Annotated in this window: 27 protein-coding genes and 1 pseudogene; all 28 read left to right on the top strand. The window is 56.9% G+C overall.

The window, feature by feature from the left end:
* Positions 1-31 precede the first annotated feature (31 nt).
* The 28 genes and pseudogenes from IPL79_02735 to rpsM all read left to right on the top strand — a co-directional run bounded on the left by IPL79_02735 (position 32) and on the right by rpsM (position 14,916).
* On the top strand, positions 32-424 hold the full coding sequence (locus IPL79_02735) for a serine/threonine protein kinase (protein MBK9069911.1): 393 nt from the start codon (positions 32-34) through the stop codon (positions 422-424).
* A 140-nt stretch (positions 425-564) separates the two neighbouring features.
* A complete protein-coding gene (locus IPL79_02740; protein ID MBK9069912.1) occupies positions 565-945 on the top strand; it encodes a 30S ribosomal protein S12 in 381 nt (126 codons plus the stop codon).
* A gap of 21 nt (positions 946-966) precedes the next feature.
* A complete protein-coding gene (gene rpsG, locus IPL79_02745; protein ID MBK9069913.1) occupies positions 967-1,455 on the top strand; it encodes a 30S ribosomal protein S7 in 489 nt (162 codons plus the stop codon).
* A gap of 73 nt (positions 1,456-1,528) precedes the next feature.
* Positions 1,529-3,591 (top strand): annotated as a pseudogene (gene fusA, locus IPL79_02750) (elongation factor G).
* A gap of 37 nt (positions 3,592-3,628) precedes the next feature.
* Positions 3,629-3,934 carry a 30S ribosomal protein S10 gene (rpsJ, locus tag IPL79_02755; GenBank protein MBK9069914.1) on the top strand — a complete coding sequence of 102 codons (306 nt, stop codon included), beginning with the start codon at positions 3,629-3,631 and terminating at the stop codon, positions 3,932-3,934.
* A gap of 27 nt (positions 3,935-3,961) precedes the next feature.
* Positions 3,962-4,588, top strand: coding sequence for a 50S ribosomal protein L4 (rplD, locus tag IPL79_02760; protein MBK9069915.1), 627 nt, complete (start codon positions 3,962-3,964; stop codon positions 4,586-4,588).
* A 4-nt stretch (positions 4,589-4,592) separates the two neighbouring features.
* On the top strand, positions 4,593-4,925 hold the full coding sequence (gene rplW / locus IPL79_02765) for a 50S ribosomal protein L23 (GenBank protein MBK9069916.1): 333 nt from the start codon (positions 4,593-4,595) through the stop codon (positions 4,923-4,925).
* Positions 4,926-4,930: 5 nt separating this feature from the next.
* Positions 4,931-5,755, top strand: coding sequence for a 50S ribosomal protein L2 (gene rplB, locus IPL79_02770; protein ID MBK9069917.1), 825 nt, complete (start codon positions 4,931-4,933; stop codon positions 5,753-5,755).
* A 35-nt stretch (positions 5,756-5,790) separates the two neighbouring features.
* On the top strand, positions 5,791-6,066 hold the full coding sequence (gene rpsS, locus IPL79_02775) for a 30S ribosomal protein S19 (GenBank protein ID MBK9069918.1): 276 nt from the start codon (positions 5,791-5,793) through the stop codon (positions 6,064-6,066).
* Positions 6,067-6,171: 105 nt separating this feature from the next.
* Positions 6,172-6,513: a 50S ribosomal protein L22 gene (rplV, locus tag IPL79_02780; protein MBK9069919.1), complete on the top strand. Its 342-nt coding sequence runs from the start codon at positions 6,172-6,174 to the stop codon at positions 6,511-6,513.
* Positions 6,514-6,515: 2 nt separating this feature from the next.
* Complete coding sequence (gene rpsC, locus IPL79_02785; protein MBK9069920.1) at positions 6,516-7,172, top strand: 30S ribosomal protein S3; 657 nt, start codon at positions 6,516-6,518, stop codon at positions 7,170-7,172.
* Between the two features lie 3 nt (positions 7,173-7,175).
* On the top strand, positions 7,176-7,592 hold the full coding sequence (gene rplP, locus IPL79_02790) for a 50S ribosomal protein L16 (protein ID MBK9069921.1): 417 nt from the start codon (positions 7,176-7,178) through the stop codon (positions 7,590-7,592).
* Positions 7,589-7,816: a 50S ribosomal protein L29 gene (gene rpmC, locus IPL79_02795; GenBank protein MBK9069922.1), complete on the top strand. Its 228-nt coding sequence runs from the start codon at positions 7,589-7,591 to the stop codon at positions 7,814-7,816. The genes rplP and rpmC overlap by 4 nt, the downstream gene beginning before the upstream one ends.
* Positions 7,817-7,827: 11 nt before the next feature.
* A complete protein-coding gene (rpsQ, locus tag IPL79_02800; protein MBK9069923.1) occupies positions 7,828-8,109 on the top strand; it encodes a 30S ribosomal protein S17 in 282 nt (93 codons plus the stop codon).
* Positions 8,106-8,474 (top strand): 50S ribosomal protein L14, encoded by a 369-nt coding sequence (gene rplN / locus IPL79_02805; protein ID MBK9069924.1) that lies wholly within the window; start codon positions 8,106-8,108, stop codon positions 8,472-8,474. Before rpsQ ends, rplN begins: the two co-directional genes overlap by 4 nt.
* Positions 8,474-8,791, top strand: coding sequence for a 50S ribosomal protein L24 (gene rplX / locus IPL79_02810; GenBank protein ID MBK9069925.1), 318 nt, complete (start codon positions 8,474-8,476; stop codon positions 8,789-8,791). The genes rplN and rplX overlap by 1 nt, the downstream gene beginning before the upstream one ends.
* Before the next feature lie 48 nt (positions 8,792-8,839).
* Positions 8,840-9,496 (top strand): 50S ribosomal protein L5, encoded by a 657-nt coding sequence (rplE, locus tag IPL79_02815; GenBank protein ID MBK9069926.1) that lies wholly within the window; start codon positions 8,840-8,842, stop codon positions 9,494-9,496.
* Entirely contained in the window at positions 9,493-9,672 is a 180-nt protein-coding gene (locus IPL79_02820) for a type Z 30S ribosomal protein S14 (GenBank protein ID MBK9069927.1), read from the top strand. Before rplE ends, IPL79_02820 begins: the two co-directional genes overlap by 4 nt.
* A 7-nt stretch (positions 9,673-9,679) precedes the next feature.
* Positions 9,680-10,078 (top strand): 30S ribosomal protein S8, encoded by a 399-nt coding sequence (gene rpsH, locus IPL79_02825; GenBank protein MBK9069928.1) that lies wholly within the window; start codon positions 9,680-9,682, stop codon positions 10,076-10,078.
* A 3-nt stretch (positions 10,079-10,081) separates the two neighbouring features.
* Complete coding sequence (rplF, locus tag IPL79_02830; protein ID MBK9069929.1) at positions 10,082-10,618, top strand: 50S ribosomal protein L6; 537 nt, start codon at positions 10,082-10,084, stop codon at positions 10,616-10,618.
* 65 nt (positions 10,619-10,683) lie between these two features.
* A complete protein-coding gene (locus tag IPL79_02835) occupies positions 10,684-11,064 on the top strand; it encodes a 50S ribosomal protein L18 (GenBank protein MBK9069930.1) in 381 nt (126 codons plus the stop codon).
* A gap of 15 nt (positions 11,065-11,079) precedes the next feature.
* Complete coding sequence (gene rpsE / locus IPL79_02840) at positions 11,080-11,580, top strand: 30S ribosomal protein S5 (protein MBK9069931.1); 501 nt, start codon at positions 11,080-11,082, stop codon at positions 11,578-11,580.
* A 3-nt stretch (positions 11,581-11,583) separates the two neighbouring features.
* A complete protein-coding gene (gene rpmD / locus IPL79_02845; protein MBK9069932.1) occupies positions 11,584-11,769 on the top strand; it encodes a 50S ribosomal protein L30 in 186 nt (61 codons plus the stop codon).
* Positions 11,770-11,775: 6 nt separating this feature from the next.
* Positions 11,776-12,222 carry a 50S ribosomal protein L15 gene (gene rplO / locus IPL79_02850; protein MBK9069933.1) on the top strand — a complete coding sequence of 149 codons (447 nt, stop codon included), beginning with the start codon at positions 11,776-11,778 and terminating at the stop codon, positions 12,220-12,222.
* Between the two features lie 34 nt (positions 12,223-12,256).
* Positions 12,257-13,582: a preprotein translocase subunit SecY gene (gene secY, locus IPL79_02855; GenBank protein ID MBK9069934.1), complete on the top strand. Its 1,326-nt coding sequence runs from the start codon at positions 12,257-12,259 to the stop codon at positions 13,580-13,582.
* 11 nt (positions 13,583-13,593) lie between these two features.
* Positions 13,594-14,394, top strand: coding sequence for a type I methionyl aminopeptidase (gene map, locus IPL79_02860; protein MBK9069935.1), 801 nt, complete (start codon positions 13,594-13,596; stop codon positions 14,392-14,394).
* Positions 14,395-14,406: 12 nt separating this feature from the next.
* Positions 14,407-14,520, top strand: coding sequence for a 50S ribosomal protein L36 (gene rpmJ, locus IPL79_02865; protein ID MBK9069936.1), 114 nt, complete (start codon positions 14,407-14,409; stop codon positions 14,518-14,520).
* Between the two features lie 12 nt (positions 14,521-14,532).
* On the top strand, positions 14,533-14,916 hold the full coding sequence (gene rpsM / locus IPL79_02870; protein MBK9069937.1) for a 30S ribosomal protein S13: 384 nt from the start codon (positions 14,533-14,535) through the stop codon (positions 14,914-14,916).
* Positions 14,917-14,924: the final 8 nt, after the last annotated feature.

Consider the following 14,924-nt stretch of genomic DNA (forward strand, 5'->3'; position numbering starts at 1 on the left):
ATTACAAGGCTAAACCTATAGGTTCGCGGCCATGAGCCAAGCGTCCTCAAAGCTGACGAAGGTCGCGACGACCATGACGTTCGACAAGTTTTGGGGATGGCTGCAACGCCATACCAACTGCATCCGTCGCGCAGGTACGGGTGATTCGGTTTTGTTTGATCACGATGAATTTCATTGGAACGTCGTTGCTGACGAAGAAAACACGTTTATCCTTCAGCTCGCCGTTGCCAAAGACCTTGTCGGCGAGCTGATCATTGTTCCTGCCGTCGTCGCTTACGTGCAGGTGGAGCCGTCTGAAGAGGCTGAGGGCGAGTGGACGTTTGAGTGCATCGCCGAGGCCGAAGACGGTCGCGATGTCGTTTATCACTTCCTGCTATCGCACGGGTATGAAGACGAAGACCATGAAGAACGATGGTCTCATTAGTGCAATAATTTCAATAAGTTAAGATGTGTCCGATTGGGATCGTCGCCTAGCTGAACGCGTTTATGCGGGTCTCGCTTGACTAACGACGTCATCTCCCTAGAATGCGCCTCCCACGGGAACTCAAGGAAACGCGAAACGACATGCCAACCATTAATCAACTTGTTCGCAAGGGCCGCCAAAAAATCGCCGAGAAGACGGCCTCGCCCGCACTGAAATCATGCCCGCAAAAGCGCGGCGTTTGCACCCGTGTCTATACGACGACGCCTAAAAAGCCGAATTCGGCCCTGCGCAAGGTCGCCCGCGTTCGCCTTAGCAACCGGATGGAAGTTACGTCCTACATCCCCGGCGAAGGTCACAACTTGCAAGAGCACTCGGTGGTGTTGATTCGCGGTGGCCGGGTTAAGGACCTGCCGGGCGTTCGCTACCACATCATTCGCGGCACGGCCGACACCACCGGCGTGCCGAACCGTAAACAAAGCCGTTCCAAGTACGGGACTAAGCGCCCTAAAGTCGCCAAGTAATCGCAGAGTAGAGAGGTTGCCATGCCACGTAAAGGTGAAGTTCCCAAACGCCGCGTTCTCCCGGATCCAAAATTTACGGATTCGCCGATGGATTTGCGCCGCCGCATTACCAAGTTTATCAACGTCGTCATGTCTGACGGCAAGAAGTCGACCGCGGAGCAAATTGTCTACCGCGCCCTCGATCTAGTCGCGGAACGCGCCAAAGACGACCCCGTCAAGGTGTGGGAGCGAGCCCTCGGCAACGTACGCCCGCGCGTCGAAGTCAAGTCGCGTCGCGTCGGTGGCTCGACCTACCAGGTGCCCATCGACGTTCGCCCAGATCGTTCGACGGCCCTCGGCATGCGTTGGCTCGTCATTTTCGCGCGCAAGCGCAACGAGAAAACCATGGTTGAGCGGCTCGCCAGCGAAATTGTCGACGCCGCGCAAAATCGCGGCGAAGCCGTGAAGCGTCGCGAAGACGTCCACAAGATGGCTGATTCGAACAAGGCGTTTGCTCACTACCGCTGGTAGTTAGCCAGGCGCGTTGGCCCCCTACATTTGAGGCTCGGCAGGCGGCGCATGCCGAACCACCGAGCGACCCACCATGCAGCCAATCGGTGCCATCCGCAATATCGGCATTCTCGCGCACATTGACGCTGGGAAAACCACGACGACCGAGCGAGTGCTTTTTTATGGCGGCGTGATCGAGCGGATGGGCGAGGTTCACGAAGGCTCGGCCTTTACCGATTGGATGGCGCTCGAGCAAGAGCGTGGCATCAGCATCACCTCGGCCTGCACGACCTTTCCTTGGCGCAATGCCGCGATCAACCTTATCGATACGCCAGGCCACGTCGATTTTACGTTCGAGGTCGAGCGTTCGCTGCGCGTCCTCGATGGCGCCGTTGTCGTGATCGACGCTCGGCGAGGCGTCGAGCCGCAAACCGAGACGGTTTGGCGGCAGGCCGATCGGTACGAGCTGCCGCGCATCGTCTTTGTCAATAAATGCGATCGCGTCGAGGACACCGCGCTTGCGGTCGCCTCGTTGCGCGAGCGCTTACGCGCCCGCCTGATCGTGCTGCAATTGCCGCACTACGCCGGCACGTCATTTTTAGGCGTCGTCGACCTCATCACGTTGACCTATCGAAGTTGGGATCAAGGCTCCAAGGGCATGCGCTTTGTCGATGGCCCCGTGCCCGTTGAACTCATCGAGGCATCGACCTCGGGGCGCGAGCAGCTTTGCGAGACGCTCAGCGAAATCGACGACCAATTCTTTGAGACGTACATTGCCGGCTTGGTTGACGCCCACTCGCTCCATCGCGCAATCCGGCGCGCAACGCTGCGGCGCCTTGGGTGCCGGTGGTGTTTGGAGCGGCGCTCCGCAATCAGGGCATTCACAATCTGCTCGACGCCGTGGTCGAATACCTGCCAGATCCAAGCGAGCGCGCCACCGTGTCAGCCATCGTCCCGACCACGGGCGAGTTTGTCCAATGCGCGGCAACCCCAGAGGCGCCGCTGGCAGCCGTGGTTTTTAAGGTTGCCAACCTACCCGATGAACGCATCGCCTACGTGAGGGTTTACGGCGGCGTCCTGCGCAAAGGCGATACCGTGCGCAACGCTGACCGCGACGCCAGCTTTAAGGTCGCGGCGCTGGTGCAAATGCACGCCAATCGTCGCGAGGCCATCAGTGAAATTCGCGCGGGGTCAATTGGCGCGCTCGTGGGCGAAGATGTCGCCTCAACGGGTGATACGTTGTGCGATCCAAATCACCTGATCCTGCTCGATCGAATCGCCGTCCCACAGTCAGTTATTGAGGTGGTCATGGAACCAGCGGCGGGGGCGGACATGCCGAGGTTGGTAATGGCGCTTGAGAAGCTAGCCGCGGAGGATCCGTCGATTCGCGTGGCCATCGATCAAGAAACCTCGCTGCCGCTCGTCTCTGGCATGGGCGAGTTGCACCTGGAAATTGCCAGCGAACGACTGCGGCGCGAGTTTGGCCTAAACGTGCGCGTAAGCCGACCGCGGGTCGCCTTTCGCGAGACGATTACCCAGGCCGCGACGGCGGAGCGATCAATTGTCCGTCAGGTTGGGCCGGTCGGACAGTTTGGCCATGTTGTGCTGGCCGTCGAGCCCGCACGGAGGGGCGGTGGGTTCACTTTTGTGAACGATATTCAGTTTTCTGTTGTGCCAAGAGCATTTTTGCCAGCCATAGAGGAAGGCATCCACGACGCGCTGGACCGAGGCGTGCTGGCAGGCCACCTAGTAACTGACCTGGTGGTGCGGCTGGTTGGCGGCAGCAGCCATCCAGTTGACTCCGCCCCGGCCGCGTTCCGCCAGGCGGCGTATCAGGCCTGCCAGGAGGCCGTCCTGGCGGCCGGCCCAACAGTCATCGAACCGGTCATGTCGGTGCTGGTCGAAACACCCGATGATGCCGTCGGAGATGTGATCGGCGATTTGTACGCGAGACGTGGAAAGATCACTGGAATCTCCTCACAGACTGGTGTACAGACCGTCGCCTGCGTGGTGCCCCTGGCATCCATGCTCGGTTATGCGACCGAGTTACGGTCCAAAACCCGGGGTAGAGCCTCATTTTTAATGGAATTTAAAGAGTACCAACCTATTTCAACCACCGGCAAATCTGGGCTAGTTTCCCGCCCCCACAGCACCTAATTGTGGAAATCGACGCAACCAGACGGAAGTTAACAATATGAGCACGCCACGCATTCGAATTCGCCTTAAAGCCTACGATCATAAACTGCTTGATCAGTCGACCAAGGAGATTGTTGATACCGCCTTGCGTACCAGCGCACGCGTCGCGGGGCCGATCCCCTTGCCAACGAAAATCAACAAGTATTGCGTGCTGCGGTCGCCTCACACCGATAAGAAATCGCGCGAGCAATTCGAGATTCGCACGCATATGCGACTGATCGACATCCTCGAGCCAACGCAAGCCACGCTCGATGCGCTGATGAAGCTCGACCTGTCGGCAGGCGTGGACGTAGCGATCAAGTAGCAGCCCGGGATAGAGCGGAGAATTATTATGGCGACGATTGATGTGAAAAATATCGCAGGACAGAAGGTTGGCTCAATCAACTTGAGCGACGCTGTTTTTGCCGCTGAGATTAACGAGCACCTGCTGTGGGAAGTTGTCAAATGGCAACTTGCCAAGCGACGTTCGGGCACGCACTCCACCAAGCGAATGAGTGAAGTCCGCGGTTCGTCGATCAAGCCTTACAAGCAAAAAGGCACCGGCCAGGCGCGACAAGGTAGCTTCCAGGCGCCGCAATTCGTCGGCGGCGGTAGCGTGTTCGGGCCGAAGCCGCGCAGCTACGAGTACAAGATGCCCAAGAAGGCCAAGCGCCTCGCCTTGTGCTCCGCGCTCTCCTTGCGCGCCAATGAAAAGAAGTTGATCGTGCTCGATAAGTTCGAGACCGCCGGTAAAACCAAAGAAGTCGCCACCGCGCTCGCCAAGCTCGGCGCTGACCGCAAGGCGCTCATTGTCGATCAAGGCGACAACGATATGCTCGCGCGCGGCGCGCGCAACCTCGAGGGTGCCAAGTGGCTCTCCGTCGACGGGATCAATGTCTACGACATCCTTCGCCACGACACGCTCATTATGACCAGCGAAGCGATGAAAAATCTGGAGGCGGCGCTCGGCGCCGAGTAGTGCAATCATGCGTGCAGCCCAACTAATCATTAAACGCCCTCTGCTGACCGAGAAGAGCGCGCGCTTGCGCGAAACCGGCGGCGCGGCCACGGCGCCGGCCGAAGGCGAAGCGTTTCGCCAGAAATTCGTGTTTGAAGTGGCGCGCGACGCCAACAAGATCGAGATTCGCCAGGCGATTCAGTCACTGTTCAACGTCACCGTTACTAATGTTCATACGTTGATCACGCGTGGCAAAGAGAAGCGCGTCGGCCGATTTGCGGGACGTCAGCCTTCGCAAAAAAAGGCGGTCGTCACATTGAAGGCCGGCGAGTCCATTGAATTTTTTGAGGGAGTCTAACGACCATGGCGATCCAAAAATACAAGCCAACGTCACCCGGCCGCCGGGGCATGTCTTCGCAAGACTTTGGCGACATCACCAAATCCAAGCCCGAAGCCAAGCTGGTCGAAAAGAAGACCTCCTCGGGTGGCCGCAACAATCACGGCCGCATCACCTCGCGATTTCGCGGTGGCGGCCACAAGCAGCAGTATCGCGTCATTGACTTCCGGCGCAACAAGACCGGCGTGCCCGCCAAGGTAGTTGCGATCGAGTACGATCCAAACCGCACCGCGCGCATCGCGCTGATTCAGTATATCGGCGACGGCGACATGGCCTACATCTTGGCACCACAGAAACTGTCCGTCGGCGATCAGGTCGTGTCGGCAAACTCAGCTGACATTAAGCCTGGTAACTCGTTGCCGCTGCGCTTCATCCCAGTCGGTACGGAAATTCATTGCGTGTCTCTCAAGGTTGGCGGTCCCGCTCAAATGGGTCGTTCCGCAGGCGCCCGCATCGTGCTCATGGCCAAAGAAGGCGAATGGGCGACCATCCGCCTCCCATCGGGCGAAATGCGACGAGTCCATATTGATTGTCGGGCGTCGATTGGCGCCATCGGCAATACGGAGCATGCCAACATAGAGTGGGGCAAGGCCGGCCGCAAACGCTGGTTGGGCCAACGTCCGCATCAACGCGGCGTTTCCATGAACCCAGTTGACCACCCAATGGGTGGTGGTGAAGGTCGTTCGTCTGGCGGACGTCATCCATGTACGCCATGGGGCAAGCCAACCAAGGGCTACAAAACGCGCCACAACAAGCGGACCGATCAGTTCATCGTTCGTCGTCGCAAGTAACGTATTGAATATAATAGGAATATTGGAGCGCCAGCATGCCACGCAGTATTAAAAAAGGCCCGTACGTTCAGCACTTTCTTATCAAAAAGATCGCCGCTGCACACAAGGAAACCAATCCGGCGAAGCGGGTCATTACGACGTATTCGCGTCGCAGCACGATTACCCCGGATATGGTAGGGATTACGTTTGCCGTCCACAACGGCCGTAAGTTCATCCCCGTCTTTGTTTCTGAGAACATGGTCGGTCACAAGCTGGGCGAGTTTTCACCAACCCGGACCTACACTGGGCACGGCGGCGAAAAGAAGAAATAGCCGACCTTGCACTCAGCGCAGTTGTCTGATAGCTAACCCGCCCGCCAATACGTAGCCAACGTCTCTCAAGGCAACGTAACCGTGGGCACACTGGAAAAGACCATCATGGAAGCCAAATCATTCGTAAGAGGTATATCGATGTCGCCGCGCAAGATGCGCGTCGTCGCTAACCTCGTGCGCGGTAAAGACGTTGAGCAGGCCGTTGGCATGCTCGATCTCATGCCCAAAAAAGCGGCGCAGCATATCTCCAAGGCCATCAAGTCAGCCGCCCACAACGCCGAAGACCAGTCGGGCGGCAAGGTGAGCGTTGAAGACCTTAAAATCCAAACGATTCAAATTGATGGCGGGCCAATTGTCCGCCGCTTCATGCCGCGCTCGATGGGGCGCGCCAATCGTATTCAACATCGAACCAGCCACCTTACGGTGGTCGTAAGCGAGAAGGCATAGTCATGGGTCAGAAAACACATCCTACGGGATTCCGGCTCGGAATCATCAAGACGTGGTCCTCCCGCTGGTACGGCGAAAAGCAGTACTCAAAGTGGTTGCACGAAGACCTCAAGTTGAAGGCTTTTATCAAGAAGAAGCTTAACAACGCGGGCGTCAGCTTTATCGAAATCGAGCGCGCGGCTAGCAAGTGCAAGATTAACATCCACACGGCCCGCCCTGGGATTGTTATCGGCAAGCGTGGCGCTGGCGTGGAAGTTCTCAAAAAAGAAGTTCAGGCGCTTACAGAAAACGAAGTGTTCCTCAACATCATCGAAGTTCGCAAGGCCGAAACCAACGCGCAGCTCGTGGCGGAAAACATCGCTACGCAGCTCGAGCGCCGCATTGCCTTTCGCCGCGCGATGAAAAAAGCCATCCAGACCGGCATGAAGTTCGGTGCCAAGGGTATTCGCGTCGCATCGTCCGGCCGCCTTGGTGGCGCCGAGATGTGTCGCCGCGAGTGGTACCGCGAAGGTCGCGTCCCGCTTCATACGCTGCGCGCAGACATCGAGTATGGCTTTGCCGAGGCCCACACCACATACGGCATCATTGGCGTCAAAGCGTGGGTCTTCCACGGCGAGGTGCTGACCTCGCGCGGTCAAGCCCGCAAGGTTGGGGCGTAAGTCATGTTGTCACCAAAACGATCAAAATTTCGTAAGCAGCACAAGGGTCGGATGACCACCGCCGCTAAGGGCGGGACCGAAGTTTCGTTCGGCGACTTCGGGCTGCAAGTGCTTGAGCCTGGATGGGTCACGGCCCGCCAGATCGAGGCCGCGCGTATTGCCATTAGTCGGTCGATCAAAAAGATCGGCAAGATGTACATCCGCGTGTTTCCCGACAAGCCGATCACCAAGAAGCCAGCCGAAGTTCGAATGGGTGCCGGTAAAGGCAACACCGAGTATTGGGTGGCCGTGGTTAAGCCAGGTCGCGTGATCTTTGAAGTTGAAGGGGTTTCGAAAGAATTGGCCGAGGAAGCCTTTCACCGCGCCCATCACAAGCTGCCAATTAAAACTCAGCTCGTTGCACGCGAGGCCGTATTATGAGCAAAACGAAAGATTCAATCGCCACCCTTCGCGATCTTCCAAAGAGCGAGCTGCTCTTGGCCCGTGGCCGGACGACCGATGAGCTGTTTCGCCTCAAGCTTGGTACCTATACCAACCAGGTGACTTCGTCGGCGCTGGTGCGTTCCAAGCGACGCGAAATCGCTCGCATCAATACTATCCTGCACGGTCGCCAAATCGGCCTTGAACAACAAGGTCAAAAGTAAGAGTTATGACCATGAGCGAGCAAGAACAAATACAAGGCACCCGCCGCACCATTCAAGGTACGGTGAGCTCCAACGCCATGGACAAAACCGTGGTCGTCACCGTGATTCGTCGCGTCCGCGACCGGCGTTTTCACAAGTTCGTGACACGCCGGGTCAAGTACAAGGCGCATGACGAGCACAACAAGTCGAACGTCGGTGATCTCGTTGAGATCATCGAGGCCCGACCTTATAGCAAGACCAAACGCTGGCGTGTCCTTCGCACCGTCAAGGCGTCGAATGAGGTGTTGTCATGATTCAAATGACCTCTGTATTGGATGTCGCTGACAACAGCGGCGCCAAGAAAGTATTTTGCGTAAAAGTTCTCGGAGGCAGCCGACGTCGATACGCGTCGATCGGCGATGTGATCATCGTCTCGATCCGTGAAGCCATTGCTGGCTCCAAGGTTAAGAAGGGCGACACGGCGCGCGCGGTCATCGTCCGTACCGCTCGTGAAATGGCGCGTCCCGACGGCACCTTCATCAAGTTTGACGGCAACTCGGCCGTGCTGATCAACAAGGAAAACGAGCCGATCGGCACACGTATCTTTGGGCCAGTTGCGCGCGAGTTGCGCAATAAGCGTTTTATGAAAATCATCTCGCTCGCACCGGAGGTGCTGTAATGGCGCATATTCGCAAAGGTGACACCGTCGTGGTCACGACCGGCAAAGACAAAGGCAAGCGCGGCAAGGTGCTCAAGCTCGAAGGCGATCGCGTCGTCGTCGAGAAGGTGAACATGGTCAAGCGCCACACCAAGCCCAATCAAAAGAACCCGCAGGGCGGCATCGTGGAGCGTGAAGGCACGGTCCACATTTCTAACGTGCTGCTGTGGGACGAGAAAACCCAAAAAGGCACTCGCACAAAACAAGTTATCGAAGGCGATAGCAAGATTCGGGTTGGCGTCAAATCTGGCACCAAATTCCAATCGGCGAGTATTTAATAATCTTCAGATGACGGTCAGGGACCCATCGCAACAAGGATAATCACGATGGCAACAGACAACAAAAAAGCCTCGAATAAAGGCAGCAAGAAATCAGCAACACCGGCCGAGCCCGCGCAAAAATACAAGCGCGAGGCGGCGCCGCGCCTTAAGGGTGTCTATGACACGCAAGTGCGCGAGACGATGTTCAAGGAGTTTGGCTATACGAGCATGATGCAAGTGCCCCGTATTGTCAAAGTCACGTTGAACATGGGTCTCGGCCGCGCAAACCAAGACGCCAAGGTCATGGAAAACGCGGTGGAGGAGCTAAAGGCCATTTGCGGTCAGGCACCTGTGGTGTGTAAAGCCAAGAAGGACATCGCGACGTTCAAGCTCCGTAAGGGCCAGAAAATCGGCACGATGGTGACCCTGCGCCGTGAGCGCATGTGGGAATTCCTGGACCGACTTTGCAACATCGCGCTGCCGCGTGTTCGCGATTTCCGCGGGGTGTCAGCCAAGGGCTTTGATGGCCGGGGCAATTTTACGCTCGGCATCAAGGAGCAAATTATTTTTCCTGAGATTGAATACGACAAGATCGATTCCATCAAAGGCATGAACATCAGCATCGTTACAACCGCCGCTAACGACGCGGAAGGCCGCGCGCTGCTGACCCATCTCGGCATGCCATTTCGCCAGGCTTCAACTCAGCAAGGAACCGCAGCATGAGCACGTTGATCGACCGGCTTCCCAAGAAGCACAAGTTTCAAGTTCGACATCGCAACCGATGTCTTCGGTGTGGGCGCCCCCGCGCGGTTTACCGCAAGTTTGCGCTTTGTCGTTGTTGTTTCCGGGAACTCGCGCTTCGCGGAGATATCCCCGGTGTCGTGAAGTCGAGTTGGTGAGGCCGCTATGTCGATGACAGATCCTATTGGAGATTTCCTAGCACGCATTCGCAATGCGATTGGCGCGCGCAAGGCTGAGGTTGTTGCGCCCAAGTCTAAAATTAAGCACCGCATCGCCGAGATCCTTCGCGACGAGGGCTTTGTTGATGCCGTCACCACGACGGACGACAGCGTCCAAGGCACGATCAAGGTCGCGCTGCGTTACGACGGCCGGACCGCAAACGCCATTACCGGCTTGCGCCGCGTCTCGCGTCCAGGGCAGCGTTCGTACATTCCTGCCACGGATATCAAGCGCGTGCGCAACGGCCTCGGTATCTCAATCCTTTCAACCTCCCAAGGGCTGATGACCGATCGCGAAGCGCGCAAGCGCGGCGTGGGCGGTGAGTTGCTCTGTGAAATCTGGTGATGTATGTCGCGAATTGGACGTAAACCTTTAGAAGTGCCAAAGGGCGTAACTGTTTCGGTCACGGCTACCGCAATCACGGCTAAGGGGCCTAAAGGCTCTTTGGTTTTGCCGCGGCACAGCGCCATTGAAGTTAAAGAGGACAAAGGTCAGCTCACGTTTCACCGAGCCGATGACTTAGGCCCTTCGCGCGCTGCGCATGGTCTGATGCGCGCATTGACGGCGAATCTGATCAAGGGCGTTTCGCAAGGCTTCGAACGTCAGCTCGAAATTAACGGCGTTGGCTACAAGGCCGAAATTAAAGGCAGCGTTGTGGTGCTGAGCCTCGGTTTTTCGCACCCTGTTGAATTCAAGCTGCCCGAGGGTATCGCGGCTAAGGTCGAAAAGAACGTGTTGACGCTTTCGGGCATCGACAAGCAAGCCGTTGGTGCTGCGGCCGCCAAAGTTCGCAGCTTCAGGCCGCCAGAGCCCTACAAGGGCAAAGGCGTCAAATATATGGAAGAAACCATTCTCCGCAAAGCAGGCAAGACCGCAGGCAAGTGAGCCTGACAATCGTTGTGGTACCGCCGTAACGTTTAGCGCGAACCCCACGACACCAAGAGGACAACATGGCTGGACATATCAAAATCACTTCTCTTAAAGAACGCCGCCGAAGCCGTCGCAAGATTCATATTCGTATGCGCGTGACAGGCTCGCCGGAGCGACCGCGTTTGTCTGTGTTTCGCTCGGCGAAACATATTTATATCCAAGCGATCGACGACCAGTCTGGCAAGGTTCTGGCAGCGGCTTCTGACGTTGAGGCGGCGGTGGCTACGACCGCAAACGATAAAGACAAAAAGGGCCGCGCGCGTTTGGTCGGCGAGGCCATTGGCAAGAAGCTCTTAGCCAAGAATATCAGCGCTGTTGTGTTTGATCGCAACGGCTATGTTTATCACGGGCGCATCAAAGAAGTTGCCGACGGTGCACGCGCGGCTGGCCTACAATTCTAACGAAGGAACGAAGCGATGTCAGTTAAACCAGAAGAAGTAGGCGAGTTAGTCGACAAAGTGGTTTTTGTTAACCGCGTTGCCAAAGTCGTGAAGGGCGGTCGCCGCTTTTCATATTCCGCGCTTGTTGTTGTTGGCGATCAGCTAGGTCACGTTGGCGCCGGTCTCGGCAAAGCCAACGAAGTCCCCGAGGCGATTCGCAAGGGAACCGACCAGGCCAAGCGAAACCTTTTTAAGATCCCCTTGGTTAACGGCACGATCCCCCACGAGGTGACCGGCGAGTTTGGCGCAGCGCAAGTCCTCCTGCGGCCCGCGGCCCCTGGCGCTGGCGTTATTGCCGGTGGCGGCGTGCGCCCGGTACTCGAAGTTGCCGGTGTCAAGGACATCCTTAGCAAGTCGCTTGGAACGTCCAATCCACACAACGTCATTCACGCCGTTGTAAACGCCTTGCAATCCCTGCGTTCAGTCGAGCATGTTGCCCGCGTTCGTGGTAAGTCGCTCGCCGAGATTCGAGGTTAAGTCATGGCGATTAAAATGAAAATCACCCAGATCAAGAGCGGCATCGGTTGTCCGGAGACCCAGCGCCGCACCCTAGCGGGGCTTGGTCTTGGCAAAATGAATCGCTCGGTCGTGCTAGCCGACACCCTCGCAATTCGCGGGATGGTGCGGAAAATTAGCCACTTAATCGTCGTCGAGCCTGCGGAGTAAACTCAAATGGGTACGAACTTACATAACTTAACTCCCAACGCGGGTTCGACGAAGGCGGCAAAGCGTCTTGGTCGCGGTCGCGGCTCGGGCACGGGCAAGACGTCGGGCAAAGGCGTCAAGGGTCAGAAGGCGCGCCCTGGGCATCACGGCGCGATCAAGGCATTCGAAGGCGGCCAAGTTGCGCTGCCACGCCGGATGCCGAAGCGCGGCTTCAAAAATCCTTTTCGCGTCGAGGCGTTTCCTATCAACGTCGCGCTGTTGGAGAAAATCTTTGACGCCGGCGCGACGGTAGACATCGCGTCGTTGCGTGAAAAGGGCGTACTGCCCAAGAAGACCAAGGTGGTCAAAGTGCTCGGCGAAGGCGACTTGCGCAAGAAGTTGACGCTTAAAGTCCAACGAATTTCGGCGTTGGCAAAAGAAAAAGTCGAAAAGCTGGCGGTTCAGTCGAACTGATCGCCAAGTAAATTCCCCTTGCAGAGGATACCTCGTGGCAACGAACGCTGTCGCAAATATCGGTAAATTACCTGAGCTGCGTAAACGCGTAGTTTTCACGCTCGCTATGCTCGCCGTGTATCGCATCGGCGTGTTCATCACGGTGCCGTTTGTGGACCGTTCTCAGATGGAGAACGTGATCTCGAAGGGGGGCGCTGGATCCTTTCTCGGCATGTTCGACATGTTCTCCGGCGGTGCGCTCGAGCAACTCTCGATTTTTATGCTCGGCATCATGCCGTACATCTCGGCCTCGATCGTCATGCAGCTCTTGACGGTCGTCGTGGCGCGGCTGGGGCAGCTAAACAAAGAAGGCGAGCAGGGCCGTAAAAAAATCAATCAATACACCAGATACGGGACCATCGTGGTCGGCCTCGTGCAGTCGTATTTCTTTGCCAAATGGCTTTCTGGCATGAACGGGCTGGTGCCCAATCCAGGCCCTACTTTTACGATCATGACCATGCTCACGGTGACCACTGGGACCGCGTTTATCATGTGGCTTGGCGAGCAAATCACCGAGAAGGGCATCGGCAACGGCGCCTCAATGATCATCTTTGCCGGGATCGTGGCGCGCTTTCCGGATGCGATTGCCCAGTTGTTTACAACCAGCAATAGCGAATCTGGGCTCGGTGGGTTTGGCATGCTCGTGCTTGCCCTTGTCGTCCTCGGCACGGTAGCGGTGATTTGCTACTTTGAGCGAGCCCACCGACGCATTCCCGTTCAGTATACCAAGCGCCAAGTTGGCAGGAAAATGTACCAAGGCGCGCAAAGCTTTTTGCCGATGAAGGTAAATATGGCTAGCGTAATCCCGGCCATCTTTGCCTCGTCGCTGCTGATGTTTCCCGGCCAGATCGCCAATATGTCGTCCCGCCCATGGTTGCAGGACCTGGCGGCAATCTTCAATCCGTCCGACTGGCGCTATAACGTCGTCTTTGTCGTGCTGATCATCTATTTTGCGTATTTCTATACGTCGGCGGTGGCGTTCAATCCCGTCGAGGTTGCAGATAATTTGAAGAAGAGCGGCGGGTTTGTTCCAGGAATTCGCCCCGGCAAAAGCACGGCGGAATACATCGACAAGGTGCTTTCGCGGCTGACGATCGTCGGGGCGCTGTACTTGTCGGCGGTGTGTTTGCTGCCGGTGCTGATGCGGAACTTTATGCACGTGCCGTTTCAGTTCGGCGGCACCGGCCTGCTGATCGTAGTCGGCGTCGCGCTTGACGTCGTTCAGCAGATGGAAGCCCATCTCATCTCGCGAAATTACGACGGCTTCGCTGGGCCACGCGGTCCAAGAATCCGCGGGCGCGCCATCGCCCGCGTTCGGTAGCTTGGCCCGCTGTGCCGATTCATCTCAAGTCCGACCAAGAGTTGCGCCTGATGCGCGAGTCTGGCTTGGTTTGTGCCGACATCCTTGAAGAGCTATGTCGCGCCGCGAGGCCCGGCGTAACGACCCTGGAGCTAGATCTGTTGGCGAGGCGGCTCATCGCCAAGCACAACGTTCAGAGCGCATTCCTTGGCTACTACGACTACCCTGCGGTCATCTGTGCCTCGATAAATAGCGTCATCGTGCACGGGATTCCTCGCAAAGAGGACATCCTCAAAAGCGGAGATATCATCGGGCTTGATTTTGGCATCTTTAAAAACGGGTTCTGTGCCGACACGGCGCGAACAGTGATCATCGGTGCTGCCTCCGATGAGGACCGTTCACTTGTCGTCGATACCCAGAGATCGTTGCAACTCGCAATTGACCTGTGCCACGTCGACAATCGTCTGGGCGACCTCGGGTCTGCAGTACAAACGTACGCAGAATCAAAGGGTTACGGAGTGGTCCGAGACTTCGTTGGGCATGGCATCGGTCGTCGGATGCACGAAGAGCCAGCCGTTCGTAACTTTGGTCGGGCAGGCGAAGGAAAACGACTCAAGCGTGGGCTTGTCATTGCAATAGAACCTATGGTAAATGCCGGGACCCCTGAGCACATTGTGCTTAACGACGAGTGGACCGCCGTAACCAAAGACCGCAAGAATTCAGCACATTTTGAGCACACCGTCGCAATCACCGATAACGGCCCGTGGGTACTTACACGCATCGATTCTGAGCCCGGAGTGGCAGGCACTCTTGAACCAATCACCTTTTCATAAGTAGTCAAGACCATGAAAGTTCGCGCATCCGTAAAACCAATCTGCCCAAAATGTAAAGTGATCAAGCGCGCCGGCGTGGTGCGGATCATTTGTGTCAATCCACGTCACAAACAGCGCCAAGGGTAGTAGGAGATAGCTATGGCTCGTATTGCAGGTGTCGACCTTCCACGAAACAAACGAATCGAAATCGCCTTGACCTATATCTATGGGCTCGGCCGGCATGCATCAAACTTGGTGCTCTCAGAGGCCGGGATTTCACCTGACAAGCGTTCCGACGATCTCGACGAGAACGATGTCCGCAAGATTCGCGACGCGATCGAAAAGAACTTTCGAGTCGAAGGCGACTTGCGTCGCGACGTGCAGCTTAGCATCAAGCGCTTGATCGACCTCGGCTGTTATCGCGGCTCGCGTCACCGGCGCAACCTGCCGGTTCGCGGCCAACGTACGCATACCAACGCGCGAACCCGTAAGGGCCCTCGTCGTATGGCTGTCAAGAAGCAAGGTTCGGCAACTAAGAAATAGTTAGATAT

The sequence above is a fragment of the Myxococcales bacterium genome, from assembly GCA_016716835.1.
Lineage (GTDB): Bacteria > Myxococcota_A > Polyangia > Haliangiales > Haliangiaceae > JADJUW01.

Bases quoted from the DNA above. Each gene is read 5' to 3' on its own strand.
- IPL79_02735 (MBK9069911.1), top strand. From the start codon at position 32: ATGAGCCAAGCGTCCTCAAAGCTGACGAAGGTCGCGACGACCATGACG.
- IPL79_02740 (MBK9069912.1), top strand. From the start codon at position 565: ATGCCAACCATTAATCAACTTGTTCGCAAGGGCCGCCAAAAAATCGCC.
- rpsG (MBK9069913.1), top strand. From the start codon at position 967: ATGCCACGTAAAGGTGAAGTTCCCAAACGCCGCGTTCTCCCGGATCCA.
- rpsJ (MBK9069914.1), top strand. From the start codon at position 3,629: ATGAGCACGCCACGCATTCGAATTCGCCTTAAAGCCTACGATCATAAA.
- rplD (MBK9069915.1), top strand. From the start codon at position 3,962: ATGGCGACGATTGATGTGAAAAATATCGCAGGACAGAAGGTTGGCTCA.
- rplB (MBK9069917.1), top strand. From the start codon at position 4,931: ATGGCGATCCAAAAATACAAGCCAACGTCACCCGGCCGCCGGGGCATG.
- rpsS (MBK9069918.1), top strand. From the start codon at position 5,791: ATGCCACGCAGTATTAAAAAAGGCCCGTACGTTCAGCACTTTCTTATC.
- rplV (MBK9069919.1), top strand. From the start codon at position 6,172: ATGGAAGCCAAATCATTCGTAAGAGGTATATCGATGTCGCCGCGCAAG.
- rpsC (MBK9069920.1), top strand. From the start codon at position 6,516: ATGGGTCAGAAAACACATCCTACGGGATTCCGGCTCGGAATCATCAAG.
- rplP (MBK9069921.1), top strand. From the start codon at position 7,176: ATGTTGTCACCAAAACGATCAAAATTTCGTAAGCAGCACAAGGGTCGG.
- rpmC (MBK9069922.1), top strand. From the start codon at position 7,589: ATGAGCAAAACGAAAGATTCAATCGCCACCCTTCGCGATCTTCCAAAG.
- rpsQ (MBK9069923.1), top strand. From the start codon at position 7,828: ATGAGCGAGCAAGAACAAATACAAGGCACCCGCCGCACCATTCAAGGT.
- rplN (MBK9069924.1), top strand. From the start codon at position 8,106: ATGATTCAAATGACCTCTGTATTGGATGTCGCTGACAACAGCGGCGCC.
- rplX (MBK9069925.1), top strand. From the start codon at position 8,474: ATGGCGCATATTCGCAAAGGTGACACCGTCGTGGTCACGACCGGCAAA.
- rplE (MBK9069926.1), top strand. From the start codon at position 8,840: ATGGCAACAGACAACAAAAAAGCCTCGAATAAAGGCAGCAAGAAATCA.
- IPL79_02820 (MBK9069927.1), top strand. From the start codon at position 9,493: ATGAGCACGTTGATCGACCGGCTTCCCAAGAAGCACAAGTTTCAAGTT.
- rpsH (MBK9069928.1), top strand. From the start codon at position 9,680: ATGTCGATGACAGATCCTATTGGAGATTTCCTAGCACGCATTCGCAAT.
- rplF (MBK9069929.1), top strand. From the start codon at position 10,082: ATGTCGCGAATTGGACGTAAACCTTTAGAAGTGCCAAAGGGCGTAACT.
- IPL79_02835 (MBK9069930.1), top strand. From the start codon at position 10,684: ATGGCTGGACATATCAAAATCACTTCTCTTAAAGAACGCCGCCGAAGC.
- rpsE (MBK9069931.1), top strand. From the start codon at position 11,080: ATGTCAGTTAAACCAGAAGAAGTAGGCGAGTTAGTCGACAAAGTGGTT.
- rpmD (MBK9069932.1), top strand. From the start codon at position 11,584: ATGGCGATTAAAATGAAAATCACCCAGATCAAGAGCGGCATCGGTTGT.
- rplO (MBK9069933.1), top strand. From the start codon at position 11,776: ATGGGTACGAACTTACATAACTTAACTCCCAACGCGGGTTCGACGAAG.
- rpmJ (MBK9069936.1), top strand. From the start codon at position 14,407: ATGAAAGTTCGCGCATCCGTAAAACCAATCTGCCCAAAATGTAAAGTG.
- rpsM (MBK9069937.1), top strand. From the start codon at position 14,533: ATGGCTCGTATTGCAGGTGTCGACCTTCCACGAAACAAACGAATCGAA.